This window comes from Microcoleus sp. BROC3 (genome assembly GCF_036702515.1).
GTDB lineage: Bacteria > Cyanobacteriota > Cyanobacteriia > Cyanobacteriales > Microcoleaceae > Microcoleus.
Window position 1 is genome coordinate 1 of the sequence record NZ_JAUBTQ010000016.1, and the last position, 19,147, is coordinate 19,147.

Consider the following 19,147-nt stretch of genomic DNA (forward strand, 5'->3'; position numbering starts at 1 on the left):
CACTCCCCCATTCCCCCACTCCCCCCCACTCGGTTGAGCCAAACTCGTGATTGCAATCTATCCAGGCAGCTTTGACCCCATTACCTTCGGTCACGCAGACATTATCGAGCGGGGCTGCAAACTGTTCGATCGGGTAATTGTTACGGTAGTCAGAAACCCCAGCAAAACCCCTCTCTTCACCGTAGAGGAACGGATCGAGCAGATCCTGCGCTCTACCCAACACTTGCCAAACGTAGAAGTAGACAGTTTTGAGGGTTTGACAGTAAACTATGCTAAGATTCGACAAGCCAAAGTGCTGCTGCGGGGGCTCCGGGTATTAACAGATTTTGAAATGGAACTCCAGATGGCCCACACCAATAAAACCCTTCTGGGTGAAATTGAAACAGTTTTTTTGGCAACTTCTAACGAGTACAGCTTTTTAAGTAGTAGTGTAGTTAAAGAAATAGCCAAGTTTGGTGGCTCCGTAGATCATCTTGTTCCGAAACACGTCGCCCTAGATATTTACAAATGTTACGCCAGCAGGAACCAACTCGCATCGAACCCGACAGTAACGGCCTCCGCACTGAGAACGAATCACCTCAGAACACATCCGCCTTCGGAGACCCCACCCGAACCGCAGGAGTAGACATCCAGCGGGAATTGAACCGGCTTGAGGAAATTGTTCTCGACAGCCCGCGAATTCCCATGACCAGACGCACTCTGGTGGATGAAGAACAGTTGCTCGATCAGTTAGACTTGGTGAGGCTAAATTTGCCGATCGCCTTTCAGGAAGCCGAGACAATCATCCGGCACAAGGACGACTTGCTTCAAGAGGCGGAACTTTACGCCCAGGAAGTGATAGAAGCAGCAGAACAGCGAGCTGCAGAACTTTTAAATGATATGGGCCTGCTCCAGCAGGCGAAGATAGAAGCGGATCAGTTGCGGCAGCAAGTTTTGCTCGACTGCGAGGCAATTCAGCAGGCGACGCTGGCGGAAGTCGAACAAATTCGCTACCAGGCTCAAGAGGAATTGGAAGAGATGAGAGTGAGGGCGATGGCTGAATGCGAGGAAATTCAAAACGGAGCCGACGATTATGCCGACCAAGTGCTAGATAATATCGAACACAAGCTGAGCGATATGCTGCGCGTGATCCGCAACGGGCGCGATCGGTTGGATAGTGTTTCTGCGTCGCACATCCATCACACCAACGGTTAGCCAACAGTTAACTCATTGCTTGAACCTTTATAAAAATCTACCTAATTTAGGTAGATTTTTTTTTGAATAGTCTTTATAGTCTTTCTTCCTCAATTCCAGCACTCGGTGACTTATTTTTGCCGAGATAAGTTTTTTGAACATAGGAGCAAATATAACATTTTATGATATTGTACTCCTCATACCAAATCCGGCTTAAAAACCCCCTTTATCTCTTAGTCTGCGGAGGCGGACTTCGTTTGACTCTATGCAGCGGTTTCAACCGCCGAATGATAAAAGGGGTAGCAAACCCGGATTTCGTATCAGACAAAAAATTCCTAATTTAAATCAAATTTTTGCAATCTAATTTTTACCATGCAAAAAGTTTCTAATCGGTTCGCTGAATTTGATTTGATCCGAGCTTTAGCGATCGTCAGTGTTGTGATTACTCATGCTGGGTTCTTGGCATTTAAAGATCGCAGAATTCTATTTGTTGCGATCGATACATTTCAACTATTTTGCGTACCTGCATTTTTACTGTTGAGCGGTTTTTTTCTCACCAACAAACTGGAAAATCAAAATAATCCCGCACTGGTAGTCAAAAAAAGACTGTCCAAAATTATACCCCCTTATCTGTTTTGGTCAGTAGCTTTGTACATCTTAAATAATTTGGGAGAAATCCAAAAATTTGATTTACTTTCATTACTCAGAGATATCTTGACGGGTTCAGTGATGCCTCCCTATTACTTCATCGTTGTGATTGTTCAATGCTACGGCTGGTGGTGGCTTCTCGTGAAATTAAGATTTTTAGAACCCAGAAAAGTTTTGGCTTTGGGCTTAACAATTCAAACAATTTTTACAATCTTCTTCTACTTAACCGCTTTCCAATACATATCAATACCTCTACCTTTGATGGAGCGCTGGATTTTCAGTTGGATTTTGCCATTTTCAACTGGTCTATTTTTGGGCGGCTCGTATGACAGAATTCAACCCGTTCTCGAACGGAAAAAAATACCAATTTTAGGGGCAACGATCCTTTTTTATTTAGCTAGTATTTGGGAATATTACCTGAAAAGTGGAGTGAGTTCGGAGGCATGGTTTCTCCGATCGTTTTTTAAACTATCGGCTCAAGGATACGCAATTTTGTTCGTATTATCGATCCTCGCATTTTCTAAGAGTATCGCACTTCCCAGTAGAGTATCTGGGTTAGTCAAAATATTGGCTGCTTACTCATTCCCTATATATCTCCTGGATTCGACAGTAGTGAAATATGTGTTGTTAGTGTTTTATAAGTTTATTGACCCGGTAAATCCCCTGCTGAAGCTCGGCTTTTTAGTTACGGGGACTTTGTTAGGTTGTTGGGCGATTATTTACCTGTTGGAAAAAGTTTTACCCAAAAATTACAAGCAGTACATTTTGGGAATTTAATCAAATTTTGTGTTTCAGCGGATGTCTTCATAAAACTGCTTGAGATACCTTGGGGAAACGCCAAAACCCCACAAAAAACCAATCGAAAGATAGAGCGCAATAGCTTTAAATTCGCCCCAATTTGCAACTCGACGATCGCTACTTTCCACTACCCGATTGACTAACTTAAGTCTCCCCCGTCGCACTAACTTCAAACACAAATCCGCTTCCTCCATAATTGGCAGCGCAGCATCGAAACCATCGCATTCCCAAAAATTGGTACGGCGACAAAAAATAACTTGGTCGCCAAACAGCAGGCGCAATCCTTGGAAAAATAAATGAGGTCGAAATAACAGCGGCGCGTAATAAGTTTTCAGGTAATTGTGGAGGGAAAAACCCCATCTTGTTTGCTGCGAACTAGCCATCAGGGAGATAAACCCGCCGCCCACAATTTCGGCATCGGACAATGTTTTCTGGATGACTGCTACAATGTCGTCGGGAACTAAAGTATCGGCGTGCAGAAAGCACAGAATTTCACCGGTGGCGACTTGAGCACCTAAGTTCATTTGCACGGAACGTCCGGCTATACTGCTAGGAATAACACGGGTGGCGGCGGAAAGTGCGATCGCCACTGTTTCGTCTTGACTGCCCCCGTCTACCACTAACACTTCCCAAGCCGGAGGATTGAGAATGCTGAGTTGGCGGAGGGTGCGTTCCAGACAAGTCGCTTCGTTGAGGGCTGGGATGATAATAGAAACGCGATCCATTTCGTTGAACTTTGTGCCAAAAGTATTATAATAAAAAGCTGTGGCGATTCGCAACTTTAGAGAAAATACAACTTATGCGCGCGGATTCCGAAACCCGGTTCCTGCCTGCGAACTCGTCACGAAACCTCGGATTTATCACAGAAACCGGGTTGGTTGGCGTCATTCCTATAAAATCAGGCAAAAGTGCAATCGCCCTCTATATTTTCCACTAATTAGGACTGAGAAAATCGTGCAGAAAACGGAAGTAAAAAATGATTTAGAATTTTATGAGGAAAATGCCGATAAGTGGTGGGACGAAAATGCTAAAATTTATGCCTTATACCATCTAAATAAACCCAGATTTGAGTTTTTCGACAGACACGCGACTAATTGGCAAGGGCTGAAAACCTTAGATGTCGGGTGCGGCGGCGGCTTTTCTTGCGAGTTTATGGCCGAGAGAGGTGCTATTGTTTCTGGAATAGATCGATCGGACAAGTGCATTGTAGCAGCTCAAAACCACGCAGTTACTAGCGGTTTGGAGATTGACTACAGGCAAGGTTTTGCCGAAAATATGCCCTACGACGACAATACCTTCGATGTTGTAATCTGCGTGGATGTTTTGGAACACGTGGCCGATTACAAAAAGGTTGTGTCAGAGGTTCACAGGATTCTCAAGCCTGGGGGACTGTTCTTTTTTGATACCATCAACCGAACTTTTTCCTCACAAATTGTGATGATTGGACTGATGGAAAATATTTTGCAGGAGATTAGGCGGGGCGTTCACGATTGGGAAAAGTTTGTTACCCCCGATGAACTGTTTTTCGTAATGCGCGATACGGGTTTCGGGAAGATTGAAATTAAAGGTTTTGATATGTTGGGAGAAATGGGCGCTGTTTTAGGCGAGATGCACGGTTTTTGGGGGAATTTTACAAGTGGAAAGCAGCTATTTCCTTCCCGGGAAAGTTTCCAACAAGTTTCTCAAGTGCTAATTTCTAATATAGCTAACTATGTTGATTACAAAAAGTCTGGTTTCTTTAAAATCAAAATTAATGAGGATACGTCGATTATGTATGTTGGCGTAGGGGCGAAAAATTAGTCGGTTAATTGTTGATTGTTGATTTTTGACTGTTAACAGTTGTCATTAGGGGCGAGTTTGAGACGGATTTTGGCGATCGACAAATCCGTCTCAAACTCGCCTCTCTTGCATTTTGTAGAGTGCGCCTAGCAAGCGCCTTACTCTATTGAGTGCAATACAGATATTCGGCATTAGACACGGTAAGGCTGTGTCTAATGCTAGATTGCGGAGAATTGAGAATTGCTATATCACTGCTGGACGCACGCTTCCCAAAAAAACCCGGTTTCTCGTTGTCGCGATCGAGCGTATATGACCAAATTACGTCAACAAACCGGGTTTTTGCGTCCTGGACTGCATATCAGTTCTGAACCCACCAAGCCTCATGACCTTGGTTTTTTACCGTTTCTGTGGGCTGCAACGAAGTATGACAACCCGTGCGTCCAGGACTGTATATTTGCGATCGCACTACAAACTTAATTACCCGAACTAACTGCAAATAATTAGCAAGTAATTTTAAACTTAAGCCATCGGGCTTCTCTGTTCTACAACCCAAAAATACCGCCCCGTCTCCATTTCGGCCTGCGTGCGCTGAGCGTAAACCTAGCCAGACAGTCTTTCGTAACAAATCTTAATATTAAAGGCTTGACAATCTATGTAAATTGCATGGTAGCTTATTGAATATTAATTGCAATAACGACCGGAAGTTAACAGTACCTGGAGTTCAATCACCGTGACAGCAGCAATAGTTTCCGCGTCAGCCTCGCGAATCAGCGACGGACAACCCGCCTACAGCCAAAAACTGATGAGTTTGGGTAGAAATTGCGAAATACCTGACCTCGATAACTCCAAAGATGTAACCCTCGCCGTCTTAGAAGGAGTGGGAACTCTCACGGTGTGCTCGCGAACAGTCACTTTAAAACCGGGAGTATTTGTGTTTGTACCCGCCGGCATCCCGCGCAGTCTAAAAGTACAAACGACGCTAAATTTGTTACTAATTGACTGCGAAGCCGACCCGGATATGAGCGAGTCAGTTTGGTTGATGAATTTTTAACTTTAACCCGATGAAAAAACAGTGTCCTTGCTGCCTTGACTCCTTAATTTCTCAGGTTTGCCACAACCGTGTCTACTGTTTTTGTCTGAATTGCAGGCAGGAAATGCCAAATCCTGACTCAAAAAAAATAAATTTTAAACACTGTCAAGTTTCACCTTCGGAGTAAAAATGTCAAAAGCAATTGGTCTTTTCTACGGAACTACAACAGGGAAAACTGAGTCTGTAGCTGAAATGATTCGGGATGAATTTGGCGGCGATATAGTGACCTTACACGAGATCGGCAGCGTTGAAAATGACGATTTTGCCGAATACGAATGTCTGATTATCGCTTGTCCCACTTGGAATATCGGCGAACTGCAAAGCGACTGGGAAGGTTTTTTTACCGAACTATATGATATTGATTTTAGCGGAAAAAAAGTAGCTTATGTGGGAACGGGCGACCAAGAAGGCTACCCGGATAATTTTATGGATGCCATGGGGATTCTGGCTGAAAAAATTTCCGAACAAGGCGGCGAAACAGTCGGTCATTGGCCGATAGAGGCCTATGATTTTAATGAATCTAAAGCAGTCGTTAATGGCAAGTTTTTGGGTCTTGCTATTGATGAAGACAACCAATCAGATCTGACGGAATCGCGCATCAAATCTTGGGTATCTCAACTCAAGAAAGAATTTAGCTTGTAGACTGAACGGTAGCAGGGTGAGTTGTGTAATTAGATGATATTAGGCAATCAAAATTACGGACTCAACCCGCCCTGAAAATCTAGCCGATAAATTATTATGGTTAATAAGTCGCTCACAAACTTAAAATAGATGAAATTTAGTTCAGATGACGTACTTTGGTTAAGTGTAAGTCCGAGTTTGCAATTCTTCGATCGCTCGCTGCTTTCCTACTTAAATGATTCTGTACCAGTGCAAATATGGGAATACCAACAAACTGAAGACGAAGCTTGCTCTTTAGATATGGCTGTTGAACTTTTGCACGATTTTTTAACATTCCGCGATCGCCCAATTCATCTAATAGGCCACAGTACCAGCGGATTAGTTGGTTTAATGTATGCGCGCCGCTATCCTCACAAAGTAAGTTCTTTGGGGCTTTTATCTGTCGGTTTGCCATCTGCTATTAATTGGCAAGCACATTACTATACGTATCTTTCAGCTTTTCCCTGGAGCCGCCAACAAGTTTTGAATCAAATAGTAGGCGATATGCTGGGATGCCAAAATCAAATTATCAATCAAAAATTCATATCATATTTTGAGGATGACTTAGCCTGTTCTCCGTGTCCTCACTCCTTATTTAGGATTAGTAATCCCCGCGACCGAGGTGTAGAAGTACCTTTGTTAATATGCAGCAGCAAAACAGATTTTCTGGTATCTCCTGTTGTGATGCGTCGCTGGTCGGAATTTCTAAAAAAAGGCGATAGGCTTTGGGAATGTCAAGACGGTAGGCATTTCTTTCACCACTTCTATCCAGAACAAGTGGGCGAAGAAATACTTAATTTTTGGCTATCTGTACACAGCCACCAAGCAATTTTAAATTTTAAGTTTTAGGTGAAGCTTGCTATTCGTTGTTCAATTTATCGAAACTTAATGTGGCAAAGACAGATTAATTTCGGTAATTCCGGGCAATTTTTGCATACCTGCTTCTACTTTTTTGGCGCAGTTGTCCCAGTTGATTCCGCCAAGTTGAGTTGCTAGGGTTTTGAGGCATGAAGTTTGAGTTATCATCAATATTCTTTTGAGATTTTAGAAGAATTTTTTAAATTATCAGTTTTGGACGCAAAAACGCGGTTTCTTCACGTAATTTGGTCGTATACGCTCGAAAGTGACAACGATCGACCGGTTTTTTGTTGGGAAGCGTGCGTCCTGGACTGATTATTTAACATACAGCAGATTCCACGTTTATCAAGTACACCCGCCTCTTGCTCCCCGTAGGGACTACCTCTGCTATGTACCTCACTTGCGACGACCAAAAGTGCTGTATATTCAGATGTTTGAGTAAATGGTATGCTAATTTTATTAGATTTGTTAATCAGTTTTTTTTGAATGAACCGCAGAGGCGCTCTTGACGCAGAGGAAGGTAATAATAAATTTAACAGGAATTATTAGCAACGATTATAAAGTATATTAACCTCAGGTTAAGAAACTCAGCCTTAGCCTGGGCAGAGGGATACTAAGTGTCGATCGAATTTTAATGGATCGATCGCCCGAACTCCTAAAATAGCGATCGAAGAAACATATATACTTAGATATTTAGGGTGAGTACAGGGACACAGACCCTACCGATTCACAATTTATCAAGAATTATGCCAGCAAGTTTTCTCCCAAAATCGATCGCACAGCTAACAGAATCTACCTCTATTGCTTTAGCGCAAAGCATTCAACAAGAGGCAATTACAACTCCCCTATCTTCTGGGCCAATTGCCACAACCTACGTGCGCCAAGGCAGGGGAAACACCCCTATTGTGCTAATTCACGGCTTCGACAGTTCCCTGTTTGAATTCCGTCGCCTGTTGCCGCTGCTGGCTGCCGAAAATGAAACTTGGGCGGTTGATTTGTTGGGTTTTGGCTTTACAGAAAGAGGGGCGGGTTTGGCATTTAGTCAAAAGGCGATCGCCACTCACCTCTACTATTTCTGGAAAACGCTAATTTCGCAGCCTGTAATCTTAGTCGGTGCTTCCATGGGAGGTGCAGCAGCAATTGATTTCACCCTCACCCATCCCGAAGCTGTCAAAAAACTGGTGTTAATAGACAGTGCAGGTTTTGCCGTCACTTCTAATAAGGGAAAATTTCTCATTCCTCCTTTAGGATATTTGGCAACTTCATTTTTGCGAAATCCCAAAATCCGTCAGCGAATTAGCATCAATGCTTATTTCGATAAAAAATTGGCTTCTCTAGACGCTCAAACTTGCGCTGCTTTGCACTTGGAAATGCCCAACTGGAATCAAGCTTTAATTGCATTTACCAAAAGCGGCGGTTACGGAGGTTTTCGGGATAAACTCTCGCAAATTCAGCAGCAGACGCTGATTTTGTGGGGAAAACAAGACCGGATTTTGGGGACGGCGGATGCGGAAAAGTTTGCAAGGGCGATCGGCAATTCTCAACTAATTTGGATACCCGACTGCGGGCACGTTCCCCACTTAGAAAAGCCAGAGATTACGGCGCAGCATATTTTAGAATTCATAAATAAAAGCGGACTCACGCCAAACATTTAAACGTAAGGTGCGCTGCGGCGCACCTTACACATATGTTTTATCTTCCGCATTTGGTATGTATAGTTTGATGTCAAACAGACAGGTGTCAAACTTTCGGCAAATACTTTTGTACGATCGTCCATCCTGTGAGTAACACAGTCACAAATCCCACAAACAAAGCCAAATTAGTGCTGATGTGGAGGGGACGCGCCCAAGGATGTTTAGGGCCAATTTGCAAACCGCTTCCAACAGAAACCAACACCAAAGCAACAACAGCTAATCCCGCCGGTAAATGAGCCGAGTGACCCAAATTGCCGTAGTATCCCAGCGTACCGACTACACCAATTCCCAGCAGTAAAATTACCAAAGTCGCCATCCCCGCACCAGTCGCCAAATGAAAGGGACGCAGCCATTTTGGGCGAGGCTGTTTCGTACTGCGAGCGGCAAACATCCAGGTTCCAGTAACGGCCAGCAACAGGTAAGCTAACAGGGAAACACCCATTGACCAAGCCGCTATTTTCCACAACCACAAAAAAGAAGGCAGATTCATGATTTAAATCCCTAATTAGGGATTTGCAACAAAGGTTTCACTCCTATTTTACCTGGACTTGAAAGCAAAAATGAATTATTTTGAGAGAACGTGCGATCCGACTATCCACAGCTTGCATCTATCTTGCCTTGAAGTCAAACGCAATTTTTCTCCTACTCAGCTTAATTTACGCTAGAGATTTGTCGCTCCAGTTTTTAGGAGCCACCTTCCCATTCTAGCTTTCTGCTTTTGCTCTCAATGAAAGGCCTTTTATAATACCCTAATTTTTGTTCTAAGATTAACCGGAAAAAAGGCAGACCTTCTATCAAATATCTTTTCCACAACCTTCTCGGTTCACTTAACAGCCGGTACGCCCATTCTATGCCGACTTCGCTCATCCATTTGGGAGATCTTGCTTTGCAACCAGCTTCAAAATCAATGGTTGCACCTACTGCTAAGAAAATTTTGACGTGTGTTAACTTGCTCCTGTATTTAACCAGCCACTTCTCTTGCTTTGGCGCTCCCACTCCAATAGCCAGAACTGTCGCTCCTGATTTATTGATCGCGTCAATTATTGTTTCACATTCTTCCTCATTGTTTTCAAAGCCAAAAGAAGGAGATAGTGCTTCAACCACTATTTCTCTACCAATTTTTTGGTTAATTTTTTCCTGGGCTTTCTTAGCAATACCTTCAGCAGCTCCTAGCAAAAATATTTTAATCTTCTCGTTATCTTTGTGATACATATAAAATGCAGGGAACAAGTCGGAACCAGAAATCTTTTCTTTGAGAGGAGTACCCAAAAACTTGGAGGCATACATCAATATTTGACTGTCGCAGACTCTATAAGTAGAGGTATTGTAAGCTTCATAGAAGTCGCGGTCATACTGCAACTTAATCAAGTGGTCTACATTGGGCGTAAATACGACACCACCTTCGCAGTCTAGTTTTTCAAACAACTCTGTGATGGACAAGTTATCTATGGAGACATTCAATAAATTAACTGTTTTCATTTGTGATTCCCTTCCAGCTTTTATATTAAACTACAACTCAAACACTCAAACTATTATAACCCACACTACAGCCTCGTGTTTTCACTACTTGGGCGTTTCGGTGAATATACTTTTTTAAGTATATCCTCGTACACCCTACCTGTCCAGTCATGCTTTTTAAAGATTGTGTAAAGACTCAGCTCGTTTTAGCAAAAAGTGTATAAAGCTAATTTGTGTTTACAACCCGGAAAACGATTGTAATAAAAACACAATCCCGTGCTAATATTTGCAGCATTATAAATCAGTGTAAAAAAAAATACACTGATTTTGAGCAAGTGAGAAAGATAGCGCAACTCCCGAAGTTGATTTCCGGAAAAAGTGGTAGATTTTATAGTTTTTGTATGCAGCAAATGCAAGATATTTTCAGGCTTGAAGTGAAGCGGCGATCGCATCCCTGAAAATCATCATGATTTTTGGTGAACTAGCGACTGTCTTCTTGGTGGCGAACTGGTTTTTTTGGTCTTAAGACTTTCGGGAGCTTTTAAGACCAGACCTGATATTCCTCCAGCAATCATCGCAAAAATCGGGTTAGTCATAGCGTTCAAAACACAGTCAAACACGTACATAGTTAAGGCTACTCCCAGGACGGCAGCCGGCGCTACTTTGGGATTAGACCAGGTTCTGGCGGGATATTTAAACACGCAAAAGACAATAACAGGAAGTAACAATGAAGAAAATAAACTAACTAAACCCACTGCACCGTTGATGCCAAATGTAATAATCCATAAGCTGTCGGTGACCGAGATATCTTTACCGGACTGGTCGTAAACGCGGTTTCCGCCGGAATCCCCCCAGCCAAAAAGAAAACTTTGCCGCGCTTTTTCCCCCAATATCTCTTCCATGTCAAATCTAAACTTCAGAGAGGCGGCTCGCTCTTCACCAAATATTGGAGTGATGAAGTCCATCACGTCTTGGCTCGAAAATTGACCCGATGCAGCTACGTACAGATAAAACACTATATATCCAATTATAAATAGCAGGGGCAAAGACGTGCGAAACCACTTGGCAGAAAATAATACGAGTAACGCCATTGCAAATAAACTGTAGGCACCAGTAGAACGGCAGAGGAAAAAAGCGATAGTTAATATAATTGCTAAAGTCTTGATGTTGCGACCCTGAAACTTTTTGAGCGTCCCAGTTTGCCACAGCCAAACTCCGATTAAAGCGGCTGTCATCATCCACAGGCCCACCATCAAACCGTGCTGCATAAATACTACCGGTCTCCATCCCCCCAAACGCCTTGCTTGACCCCAGTCTTCAAAAGCATTGACGCCGTAAATCATTAGGTGCAGAATTGGGCCCTTAACCCCTTCAATTAAAGTAAAAGGAATGTATGCCAACCCACCTGCAAAAATCCCGATCGCCAATTGTCGCAGCCCGTGTAAACTACCCACATACAAGCGTCCTAAAAAATAAGGCAGACCCCAAGTAATGATTTGGTTGAAAGTCGGAGAAATCGGGCTGCCGCCATTAGTAACTTGTGAAACAATTGGACACAAACAGCAAACTACGATTGGCACGTCCAGCCAACCGGGCTTAAAAGTGGTTATGCGCGCAGTATCGTAGACAATAGTCGCCAGCAAAATGCCATAGCAAGCTGCCGAGATTTTGGTATAAGGCGGCAATATGGGGATGGGATACTCAGCTTGCGGCAAAAACAGCCACGCTCCAACAAAACTGATAATTACCGCCCGCTGAGCCGGAAACCTCACAAACAGGTAAAAAACGATTGGAATAAAGCCGAACATAGCAAGTGGGATTAATGCAACCATAGGTCTTTTTTGGCAGTAAAATTGTAGAAAGAAAACACAATTTGCCCCCTAAAAATTCTCAAAAACGATCGCGCAACCCCAATCTTTTAAATCTACCTCAATTTTACGCCTTGTCAGTTAATTGTGGCTGACGTTTCACAGCAGCGTACAGTGCAGCCTCGAAGAGATTAGTTGCATCCTCCCAGGTATAATTTATCACCGTCTGCAAAGCAATCTCAGACATTGCGCGCCATTGGGCCTCAGACAACTGACAAATCTGCTCGATCGCTTTTGCCATATCCTTTGGGTCTTCTGGCTTGACAAGTATTCCACCCCCGCCAGCAAGTAGTTCCGGAGCCGCACCAGCAGGAGTGGCGATGACTGGAGTGCCGCAAGCCATAGCTTCTAAAATTGGCAAGCCGAAGCCTTCCGAGCGACTGGAAAACAGCCAAGCATCGCATTTGCTGTAAAATTCTTTGAGTTGGTCTTGGGTAGGTGCCTTATTATACTCAGTACCAGGCGGCAGCGGCAAATAGGGAGGAGGAGTATCGCCGGAACCAAAGGCAACTAAACGAAGGTTGGGAATTTTTTTAGCAGCTATAGAGAAAGCTTCCAGAGCAATATCGCAGCCTTTCCAAGGAGTTGTTGTATAGTACATCCCGACTGTGGGAACTGACTGCTTGCCTCGTCGCTCCTTGCCTCGCGACTGCGGGTCGTGAAACTGTTTGGTGTCCACAGTGGGAGGGACGAGAGATACAGACAAATCGCCGTATTCATTCCGAGCTATGTCGGCCAGCCACTGGGCCACAGCGATTTTGTGCATTGGCAGCCGCCAAGTTGCCTCTACTCGACCTTTTGGTACGTAGTCAAAAGCCTCGTAGTGTTGGAGAAAATATACTTTCGCTCCTTTGGTCGGAGAGAGTTTTGCCACCCACTCGGCAGTTTCCCACCAAGTAGCCATGATAATATCGGCATCAGGTACGTCCTTGTCAGTAATTGGACGGTAGGTTTCGAGAACTCGGCTTTCGACATCCACCTTGTCAAAGTGAGACGGCCCTTTCTTGGGAGCCGACTGCCAACCCCTACCCCTCAGCAGCCATGGCAATTGTTCGATCAAAGTTGGTTGTCGCTCGGGTGTAGAGACGATAAATATTTTGTGTCCTCGCTTTTGAAGAAGTTCTGTGTAGATAGATAACACCCTCATGCCACCTGTAAGACTAAGGGTAGGCAGGACAAAAGTAATTTTCATGAATAGATGCCCAAGATTGACACTGGTTAATAAAACTTCTCCATAACAGAAAGTTCACACTTACGAGCCTCTTTTTGGCTTTTATGCAGGGTGCGGGCTTCTGCTGGAGGCGATCGTCACTTGATAGTCGAGCCGACCTTACTTTGTCGTCAGGGACTTTTCCCAATTACAAATCGGGAGATGTATGAGGACTAGACAAGTCTAACCTGTAACGGCGCGAGCCTCAAAACCGCCGTTGCACTCGGGTTCAGATTTGGGCCGACGATCGCTTTACAACCAGTATTCGCTAGTTGGTGGGGTCAGTATTTGTGTCTAGACTGCTCGGTAGAAAACAGGACACGGGCGATTTTAATTGTGACAAAAGCACCCCACCAAATGATATTGAGTTTCTGCCGAGAATCCCACGCCACAGCTAGCCGTTAGCGCAGAATTTCCAATGGCTGCAATAAGCCTCCACCGTCAACTCTGTTTGTCGCTACTGCTGGAGCCGGATAGTACGGAGAATAGGAAACTATGTTAACGTCCCGGTGTTTAGATTTGTCTACAGCAACTTTCAATCCCGCTTCAAAATGATCCGTGGCATCTTCCCAAGTATAATTCCTCACCTTGGCATAGGCGGCTTCGGACAGGGCTTGCCACTCGGAATTCGGCAACTGACAGATATACTCTATGGCTTTTGCCATTTCTTGGGGATCTTCTGGTCTTACAAGTATGCCAGTACCGCCGCTCAAAATTTCAGGAGCAGCGCCTGCTGGGGTACTGATGACGGGAGTGCGGCACGCCATCGCTTCGATAATTGGCAAGCCAAAGCCTTCTGAGCGGCTAGCCAGCAGCCAGGCATCGCATTTGCTGTAAGAGTCTTTGAGTTTGTCTTGGTCGGGTTGAACTACATACTCGGTATTGGCCGGCAGGGGCAATTCCGAGGATGGGGCATCTACACCGAAGGCAACCAGACGCAGGTTGGGGATTTTTTCAGCAGCCAGGGAAAAGGCTTTCAGGGCGATGTCGGTTCCTTTCCAGTAGATTGTAGAGTACATTATTCCAATTGTAGGAACCGATTGTTTGTTGCGAGGAGGGGCGTAAAATTGGTTAACGTCCACGCTCGGAGGGGCTATGGAAACTTTGCGATCGCCGTATTTAGTCCGAGCTAGGTCAACTAACCACTGAGAAATCGTAATTTTGTGCATCGGCAGCATCCAGGTTGCTTCTACTCTACCTTGAGGTAGATAGTCAAAAACTTCGTGGTGCTGGAGAAAATAAGCTTTTGCTCCTTTGCTGGGAGAGAGTTTTGCTACCCACTCGGCGGTTTCCCACCAGGTGGCTACTACTACGTCAGCGTCAGGTACATCTTTGTCCTCTACCGGGCGGCAGCGATCGGTAATTTTTTGTTCTACACCTAAGTTATCGAAAAATGAGGGTTCGTTTTCAGGTGGAGAAATCCAACCCCGTCCCCGCAGCAGCGACTTGACTTGCTGGCGCATACTCGGTTGGGGGTGGGGTACAGAGATGACGAACACGGAGTGTCCTCGCTTTCTCAAACGTTCTGCGAAAATAGATACTACTCGTATTCCACCAGTCAGACACAGAGTAGGAAGAACAAACGTGATTTTCATTTTTAAGTCCCGCTGAAGACTCCGACTCGCTTTCGGCGCTGCGATGAGCGCTCGTTTGAGAGTCCGACAGGAAAGAGGGGCGGGTGAATATTAATACCGCTTTCCTGGTGTGTAAATATAATCAAACTTAGTGACTGTTCGCAACACCCCAGTTATTGATATGCCACAAATTCCCTGTCATTGAATAGATAATAACGACAGAGGCGAGCGCCCAACAGTGCTCTAGGGATAATTTTTAGGTGAGCGAAAGTTCATCCTGAAGACAGATTCCTCATCAAAAAGCAACTTTTTTCCCGCCAAACACCAAGCTAGACAACACTTCATGTTTAACTTGACAGCACTTGCCTATCCTACAGACAGCGATGTACGGGAAACCGAAAAGCACCCAACCTTTACTGTGGGGACGCCCGGTAGCATTGGCAACAATACTCAGTAGATTGACATCGCCTTTGGCCAAATTTTATACTGCATTAAACAGGAAATTCTTACTTTAAGAATCTTGATTTCCCGATCGCCCCCACAGATCTAAACACCGCATCGGCGACTTTGACTTTTTGGTAAATGTCCTGTAGGTATTGCTTGACAAAATATCGTATTTGTCAGGATTCACAGATGATGGTTTTTTCAAATACCGGCACGGGGGCGCTGGGAGACAGGCGATCGCGCGAATGACCGTCCTGGACGCGCGCGAATCAGGGAAGAAACCGGGTTTTTCAACCAATATCCCTCGCCCTCACTTGTCGTATTTTCGTGAAAAAACCCGCTTGATGCCTCCGGGACTCTTTGAAAAAGTAGCTTTCCCAATCGCACTACAGAACAGAGAGTTTCACCGCTATAAATTTAATTAGCTGGCTCAGTTTTAAATTTGTTAATAAAAGGCGATCGCATCAAAGAGTCTCAAAAAGCGACTGCCACTTCTCGGTCGAGTATATGTAGCGTCGCTGCGCAAGTCTTGTCTAAGTAATTAGCGGAAAAAAAGTTCACCAACTTATCAAATGACCGTATAAAGATAAAATAAATACTGAGGGCAAAGTGGCATATATCGTGCCAACCTTGACTCAATCAGCAGTAGCAGCTTAGCGGTATGTATCAAAAGACCTCACCTACAAAAAATTTCCTGTTATGAAAGAATCATTCTTCCTAAGTTTGCGATTCCGGATGACAATCGGCGTGCTCTTGGGGGTTGTGCCGCCGATGCTTGCAGCGATATGGTTTGCCAGTTTTCACGCAGCTAACATTATTCGATCGCAAGCGAAACAAAACCTAGAATTAAAAGCCGATGTCTTAACTGAAAGCATCTCGCGGTGGGAACAAATGAACATTCGAGTTTTGCGCAGCATCAGTCAAAATCCCAATACCGTCAGCATGAATGCCAGCAAACAGTTGCCGCTGCTAGTTGGCATCAACCGCAGCTACAGCCACATATACATTGCCGAAGCTTACAATTTAGAAGGGTACGTTGTGGCCCGCGGCAGCGGCACGCCGCCCGATCGCATCAACCGCAGCGATCGCTATTGGTTTAAAAGTGCAGTTGCTGGCACTGAAATTACCCGCGAAGCTTTGATATCTCGCTTAACTGGGAAACCCGCAGTTATTTTCTCAACACCCATTCGGGAATTTGCTAGTTTAACTTTGGGCGATCGAGGAAATTCAGTCAGCCAATTGCAGCAGCAACTCAAACAACTCGGCTATTACAAAAACGAAATTACGGGAATTTACGGAAACGCCACCGCCGACGCCGTGGATCAATTTCAAAAAAAATATTCAGGCTTGCCGGCAGGTGGCAGCCTCGATTCTACAACCAAGCAGCTTCTCGAACTAGCAACTAATTTTCAACAAAAATTTTCTCAAACACCTCAATTAAATTCAACCGATAAATCTGCCGACCAACTGGGAAAAATTCAAGGAGTAGCTATGATAGGTATATTATTAAGCGACCTCGCTAGAGCGATCGGAACAGTCCGCATCGGGAAAACAGGCTTCGCTTTTTTGGTGGACAACAAAGGTCAATTAATCGCTCATCCAGATGAAAAATTTTTTGCACAAAAGCAACTAATAAACCTCAGCAACTATCCGCCAGTCAAAACCCTGTTAGCAGGCAAAAGAGGTGCATTTTACTTCGCAGACGAGCGGGGCGTGAAATGGCTTTCATGTCTAAACCAATTAGACAGTGGTTGGGGCGTAATTATCTTGCAGGAAGAAGCCGAGGTTTTAGAAAAAGAAGAGTTATTTTGGCAGTTGGCAATTACTATTGCCACCATTGCAGTCTTGGGAGTCGGCGGTTTGACCTGGATATTAACCAGCCGTTTGGTTCGGCCGATTGGCGACTTGACAGTTGCAGCAGCACAGTTGTCTAACGGCGACTGGAATCAGAGAGTAAATATCGATCGCCAAGATGAATTGGGAACTTTAGCCAACGCTTTCAATCACATGGCTGTGCAGTTGCAAAAGTTATTTGCTAGCTTGGAAGCAAAAAATCAGGAAGCAGACAAAGCTCGCACGGAAGCTGAAAAAGCTAGCAAGGCAAAAAGCTTATTTATGGCAAATATGAGCCACGAACTCCGCACGCCTCTGAATGCGATTATGGGCTACAGCGAAATCTTAGAAGACGAAGCCTGCGAGCTGAATTGTGAAGAATTAGTCCCGGATTTGCAAAGAATTAATAATGCAAGCAAACATTTACTATCTCTCATTAATGATATTTTAGATATTTCTAAGATTGAAGCTGGTCGCATAGAATTATACCTAGAAAAATGCGATATTTCGGCAATAATTCACGATGTTGCTAATACTATTAAACCTTTAGTAGACAAAAATAGCAATGTTTTGAGCGTCAATTGTCCGCCAGATATCGGCACGGTTTATACTGATGTTACTAAAATTTATCAGTGTTTGTTAAACCTGCTAAGCAATGCCAGCAAATTTACCGAATCTGGTAAAATTACTTTAGAAGTAAGGCGATTTAGAAGAAAGCAGGAAGAAGAAAGGGAGAAGCATGAAGAAAAATTGAGTTTTCTAGGAGATGAGGAAGTAGCATCGGATGTTTTAGGTGTAGAAGCGAAGCGGGAAAGAAGCAAAAGCGAGAAAGAAGTAGAATCGGATATTCCGGCTGCTGAAGAATGGATTAGTTTCACAGTCAGCGATACGGGAATTGGAATGAACCCAGAGCAAATTGAAAGAGTATTTCAAGCTTTTACCCAAGCGGACGAGTCTACTACTCGCCGATACGGCGGTACGGGTTTAGGACTGGCAATCGCCAAGAAGTTCTGTCAGATGATGGGGGGAGATATTAGTCTGGAGAGCGAGTTGGGAAAAGGGTCAATTTTTACTGTAGAATTGCCGGCGATAGTCGCTGAAAAAGCAGCTAGTTAAAGAGGATTTGCCAACCAATACTTGCCAGGGCAAAATCTGCGATCGCGTGGCTGATATAACTCGACCAAAGCGAACGGTAAGTCAGATAAGACTGAGACCAAATTATCCCGGCGGCGAAGACAGCTAAGGAGCCTAAGAGCACAGCCTGCCAGTCGCTGTAAGCTGCTATTACAAAAATGTGGTGGATCGTGAAAAATAGCGAACTCAGAAATATTGCTTTTGTTCCCGGTATGAGAATCTGGCACTTGTTGCAGACAAACCACCGCCAAGTAAATTCTTCGATTAATGAGTTAACTAGCACAAAATATGCTTCAACAATTAAGTAAATATTAGGGCTGCTAATACCTAATTGGTGAGATTTTTCTTTAGCAACTACAGGATCGATCCACTGCTGGCCAAAAAGGTTATAGATACCCACAATCACCGCAAACATGAATATTCCCCAAATAGATCCAGCCAGCAATTCTTGGCGCTTGGGTAGGGATAAACTGAGCTTTTCGCGATCGACAAAAACAGACCACGCGATCGGAAAAACCAGCAACCAAACTTGACACAAGACTGACAGTGTTTGTCCCCAGCCTCCCGGGGCAATATACAAGCCTGCTATGATACCGATACTAGCGGCAGGGACAAGCAGTGTTAAAGCCAATAGTGCTGTTTTGCGATCGCCCATATTTAACATTTTTCACGCTTTATTTGAAAATAGGATTAATATCAAAGGTAAAAAATTGGCGGCGGCGGACAATTTATACCACTTTCAATAAACAATGCAACTGTATTCCCAAATTCCCAACCCTTATGCAGTTAGTCATTCTCAAGTTTTTAATTTAAAATCTAAAAGGGTATGAGTTTTGTGCAGTTTACAAAAGTTGCGCTTATTTGTTGCAACGAAAAATATGCAGTTGCACAAAATTGAAGACTCCGCCGCTAAAGCTGTTCCGGTT

General features: G+C 44.2%; 17 protein-coding genes. 9 read left to right on the forward strand and 8 right to left on the reverse strand.

Annotated elements, in window-relative coordinates; all coding sequences use genetic code 11:
• Positions 1-46 precede the first annotated feature (46 nt).
• The 3 genes from coaD to QUB30_RS12410 all read left to right on the forward strand — a co-directional run bounded on the left by coaD (position 47) and on the right by QUB30_RS12410 (position 2,598).
• Entirely contained in the window at positions 47-625 is a 579-nt protein-coding gene (coaD, locus tag QUB30_RS12400; protein ID WP_333333567.1) for a pantetheine-phosphate adenylyltransferase, read from the forward strand.
• Positions 508-1,194 carry a DivIVA domain-containing protein gene (locus QUB30_RS12405; RefSeq protein WP_333333569.1) on the forward strand — a complete coding sequence of 229 codons (687 nt, stop codon included), beginning with the start codon at positions 508-510 and terminating at the stop codon, positions 1,192-1,194. The genes coaD and QUB30_RS12405 overlap by 118 nt, the downstream gene beginning before the upstream one ends.
• A 351-nt stretch (positions 1,195-1,545) precedes the next feature.
• Positions 1,546-2,598, forward strand: coding sequence for an acyltransferase (locus tag QUB30_RS12410; RefSeq protein WP_333333571.1), 1,053 nt, complete (start codon positions 1,546-1,548; stop codon positions 2,596-2,598).
• A 14-nt stretch (positions 2,599-2,612) separates the two neighbouring features.
• Here QUB30_RS12410 and QUB30_RS12415 read toward each other — a convergent pair whose 3' ends face one another.
• Positions 2,613-3,344, reverse strand: coding sequence for a TIGR04283 family arsenosugar biosynthesis glycosyltransferase (locus QUB30_RS12415; RefSeq protein WP_333333573.1), 732 nt, complete (start codon positions 3,342-3,344; stop codon positions 2,613-2,615).
• Positions 3,345-3,573: 229 nt separating this feature from the next.
• Here QUB30_RS12415 and ubiG point away from each other — a divergent pair, with 229 nt between their 5' ends.
• The 4 genes from ubiG (at position 3,574) to QUB30_RS12435 (ending at position 6,997) form a co-directional block, all read left to right on the forward strand.
• A complete protein-coding gene (gene ubiG, locus QUB30_RS12420) occupies positions 3,574-4,419 on the forward strand; it encodes a bifunctional 2-polyprenyl-6-hydroxyphenol methylase/3-demethylubiquinol 3-O-methyltransferase UbiG (RefSeq protein ID WP_333333575.1) in 846 nt (281 codons plus the stop codon).
• A 709-nt stretch (positions 4,420-5,128) separates the two neighbouring features.
• Positions 5,129-5,449: a hypothetical protein gene (locus QUB30_RS12425; RefSeq protein WP_333333577.1), complete on the forward strand. Its 321-nt coding sequence runs from the start codon at positions 5,129-5,131 to the stop codon at positions 5,447-5,449.
• Between the two features lie 168 nt (positions 5,450-5,617).
• A complete protein-coding gene (fldA, locus tag QUB30_RS12430; RefSeq protein ID WP_333333579.1) occupies positions 5,618-6,130 on the forward strand; it encodes a flavodoxin FldA in 513 nt (170 codons plus the stop codon).
• Positions 6,131-6,259: 129 nt separating this feature from the next.
• The gene (locus tag QUB30_RS12435) at positions 6,260-6,997 is read left to right on the forward strand and encodes an alpha/beta hydrolase (RefSeq protein ID WP_333333581.1); all 738 of its coding nucleotides are present in this window, start codon (positions 6,260-6,262) and stop codon (positions 6,995-6,997) included.
• A gap of 36 nt (positions 6,998-7,033) precedes the next feature.
• On the opposite strand, the gene QUB30_RS12440 is transcribed toward QUB30_RS12435, so the two are convergent.
• A complete protein-coding gene (locus QUB30_RS12440) occupies positions 7,034-7,174 on the reverse strand; it encodes a heavy-metal-associated domain-containing protein (RefSeq protein WP_333333583.1) in 141 nt (46 codons plus the stop codon).
• Positions 7,175-7,752: 578 nt separating this feature from the next.
• Between QUB30_RS12440 and QUB30_RS12445 the strand changes: the two genes are divergently transcribed.
• On the forward strand, positions 7,753-8,661 hold the full coding sequence (locus QUB30_RS12445; RefSeq protein WP_333333585.1) for an alpha/beta hydrolase: 909 nt from the start codon (positions 7,753-7,755) through the stop codon (positions 8,659-8,661).
• Positions 8,662-8,746: 85 nt separating this feature from the next.
• Here the strand turns inward: QUB30_RS12445 and QUB30_RS12450 are convergent, their stop codons facing one another.
• The 5 genes from QUB30_RS12450 to QUB30_RS12470 form a co-directional block, all read right to left on the reverse strand.
• Positions 8,747-9,190, reverse strand: a complete 444-nt coding sequence (locus QUB30_RS12450; RefSeq protein ID WP_333333587.1) for a DUF4079 domain-containing protein — start codon at positions 9,188-9,190, stop codon at positions 8,747-8,749.
• Between the two features lie 194 nt (positions 9,191-9,384).
• Positions 9,385-10,179 carry a WecB/TagA/CpsF family glycosyltransferase gene (locus QUB30_RS12455; RefSeq protein ID WP_333333589.1) on the reverse strand — a complete coding sequence of 265 codons (795 nt, stop codon included), beginning with the start codon at positions 10,177-10,179 and terminating at the stop codon, positions 9,385-9,387.
• A 443-nt stretch (positions 10,180-10,622) separates the two neighbouring features.
• Positions 10,623-11,990, reverse strand: coding sequence for an O-antigen ligase domain-containing protein (locus QUB30_RS12460; RefSeq protein WP_333333591.1), 1,368 nt, complete (start codon positions 11,988-11,990; stop codon positions 10,623-10,625).
• 103 nt (positions 11,991-12,093) lie between these two features.
• Positions 12,094-13,218 (reverse strand): glycosyltransferase family 4 protein, encoded by a 1,125-nt coding sequence (locus tag QUB30_RS12465; protein WP_333333593.1) that lies wholly within the window; start codon positions 13,216-13,218, stop codon positions 12,094-12,096.
• Positions 13,219-13,637: 419 nt separating this feature from the next.
• Positions 13,638-14,831 carry a glycosyltransferase family 4 protein gene (locus tag QUB30_RS12470; RefSeq protein WP_333333595.1) on the reverse strand — a complete coding sequence of 398 codons (1,194 nt, stop codon included), beginning with the start codon at positions 14,829-14,831 and terminating at the stop codon, positions 13,638-13,640.
• A 1,158-nt stretch (positions 14,832-15,989) separates the two neighbouring features.
• Between QUB30_RS12470 and QUB30_RS12475 the strand changes: the two genes are divergently transcribed.
• A complete protein-coding gene (locus QUB30_RS12475) occupies positions 15,990-18,203 on the forward strand; it encodes an ATP-binding protein (protein WP_333333597.1) in 2,214 nt (737 codons plus the stop codon).
• Here the strand turns inward: QUB30_RS12475 and QUB30_RS12480 are convergent.
• On the reverse strand, positions 18,196-18,885 hold the full coding sequence (locus QUB30_RS12480; protein ID WP_333333599.1) for a CPBP family intramembrane glutamic endopeptidase: 690 nt from the start codon (positions 18,883-18,885) through the stop codon (positions 18,196-18,198). The genes QUB30_RS12475 and QUB30_RS12480 overlap by 8 nt on opposite strands.
• Positions 18,886-19,147 lie beyond the last annotated feature (262 nt).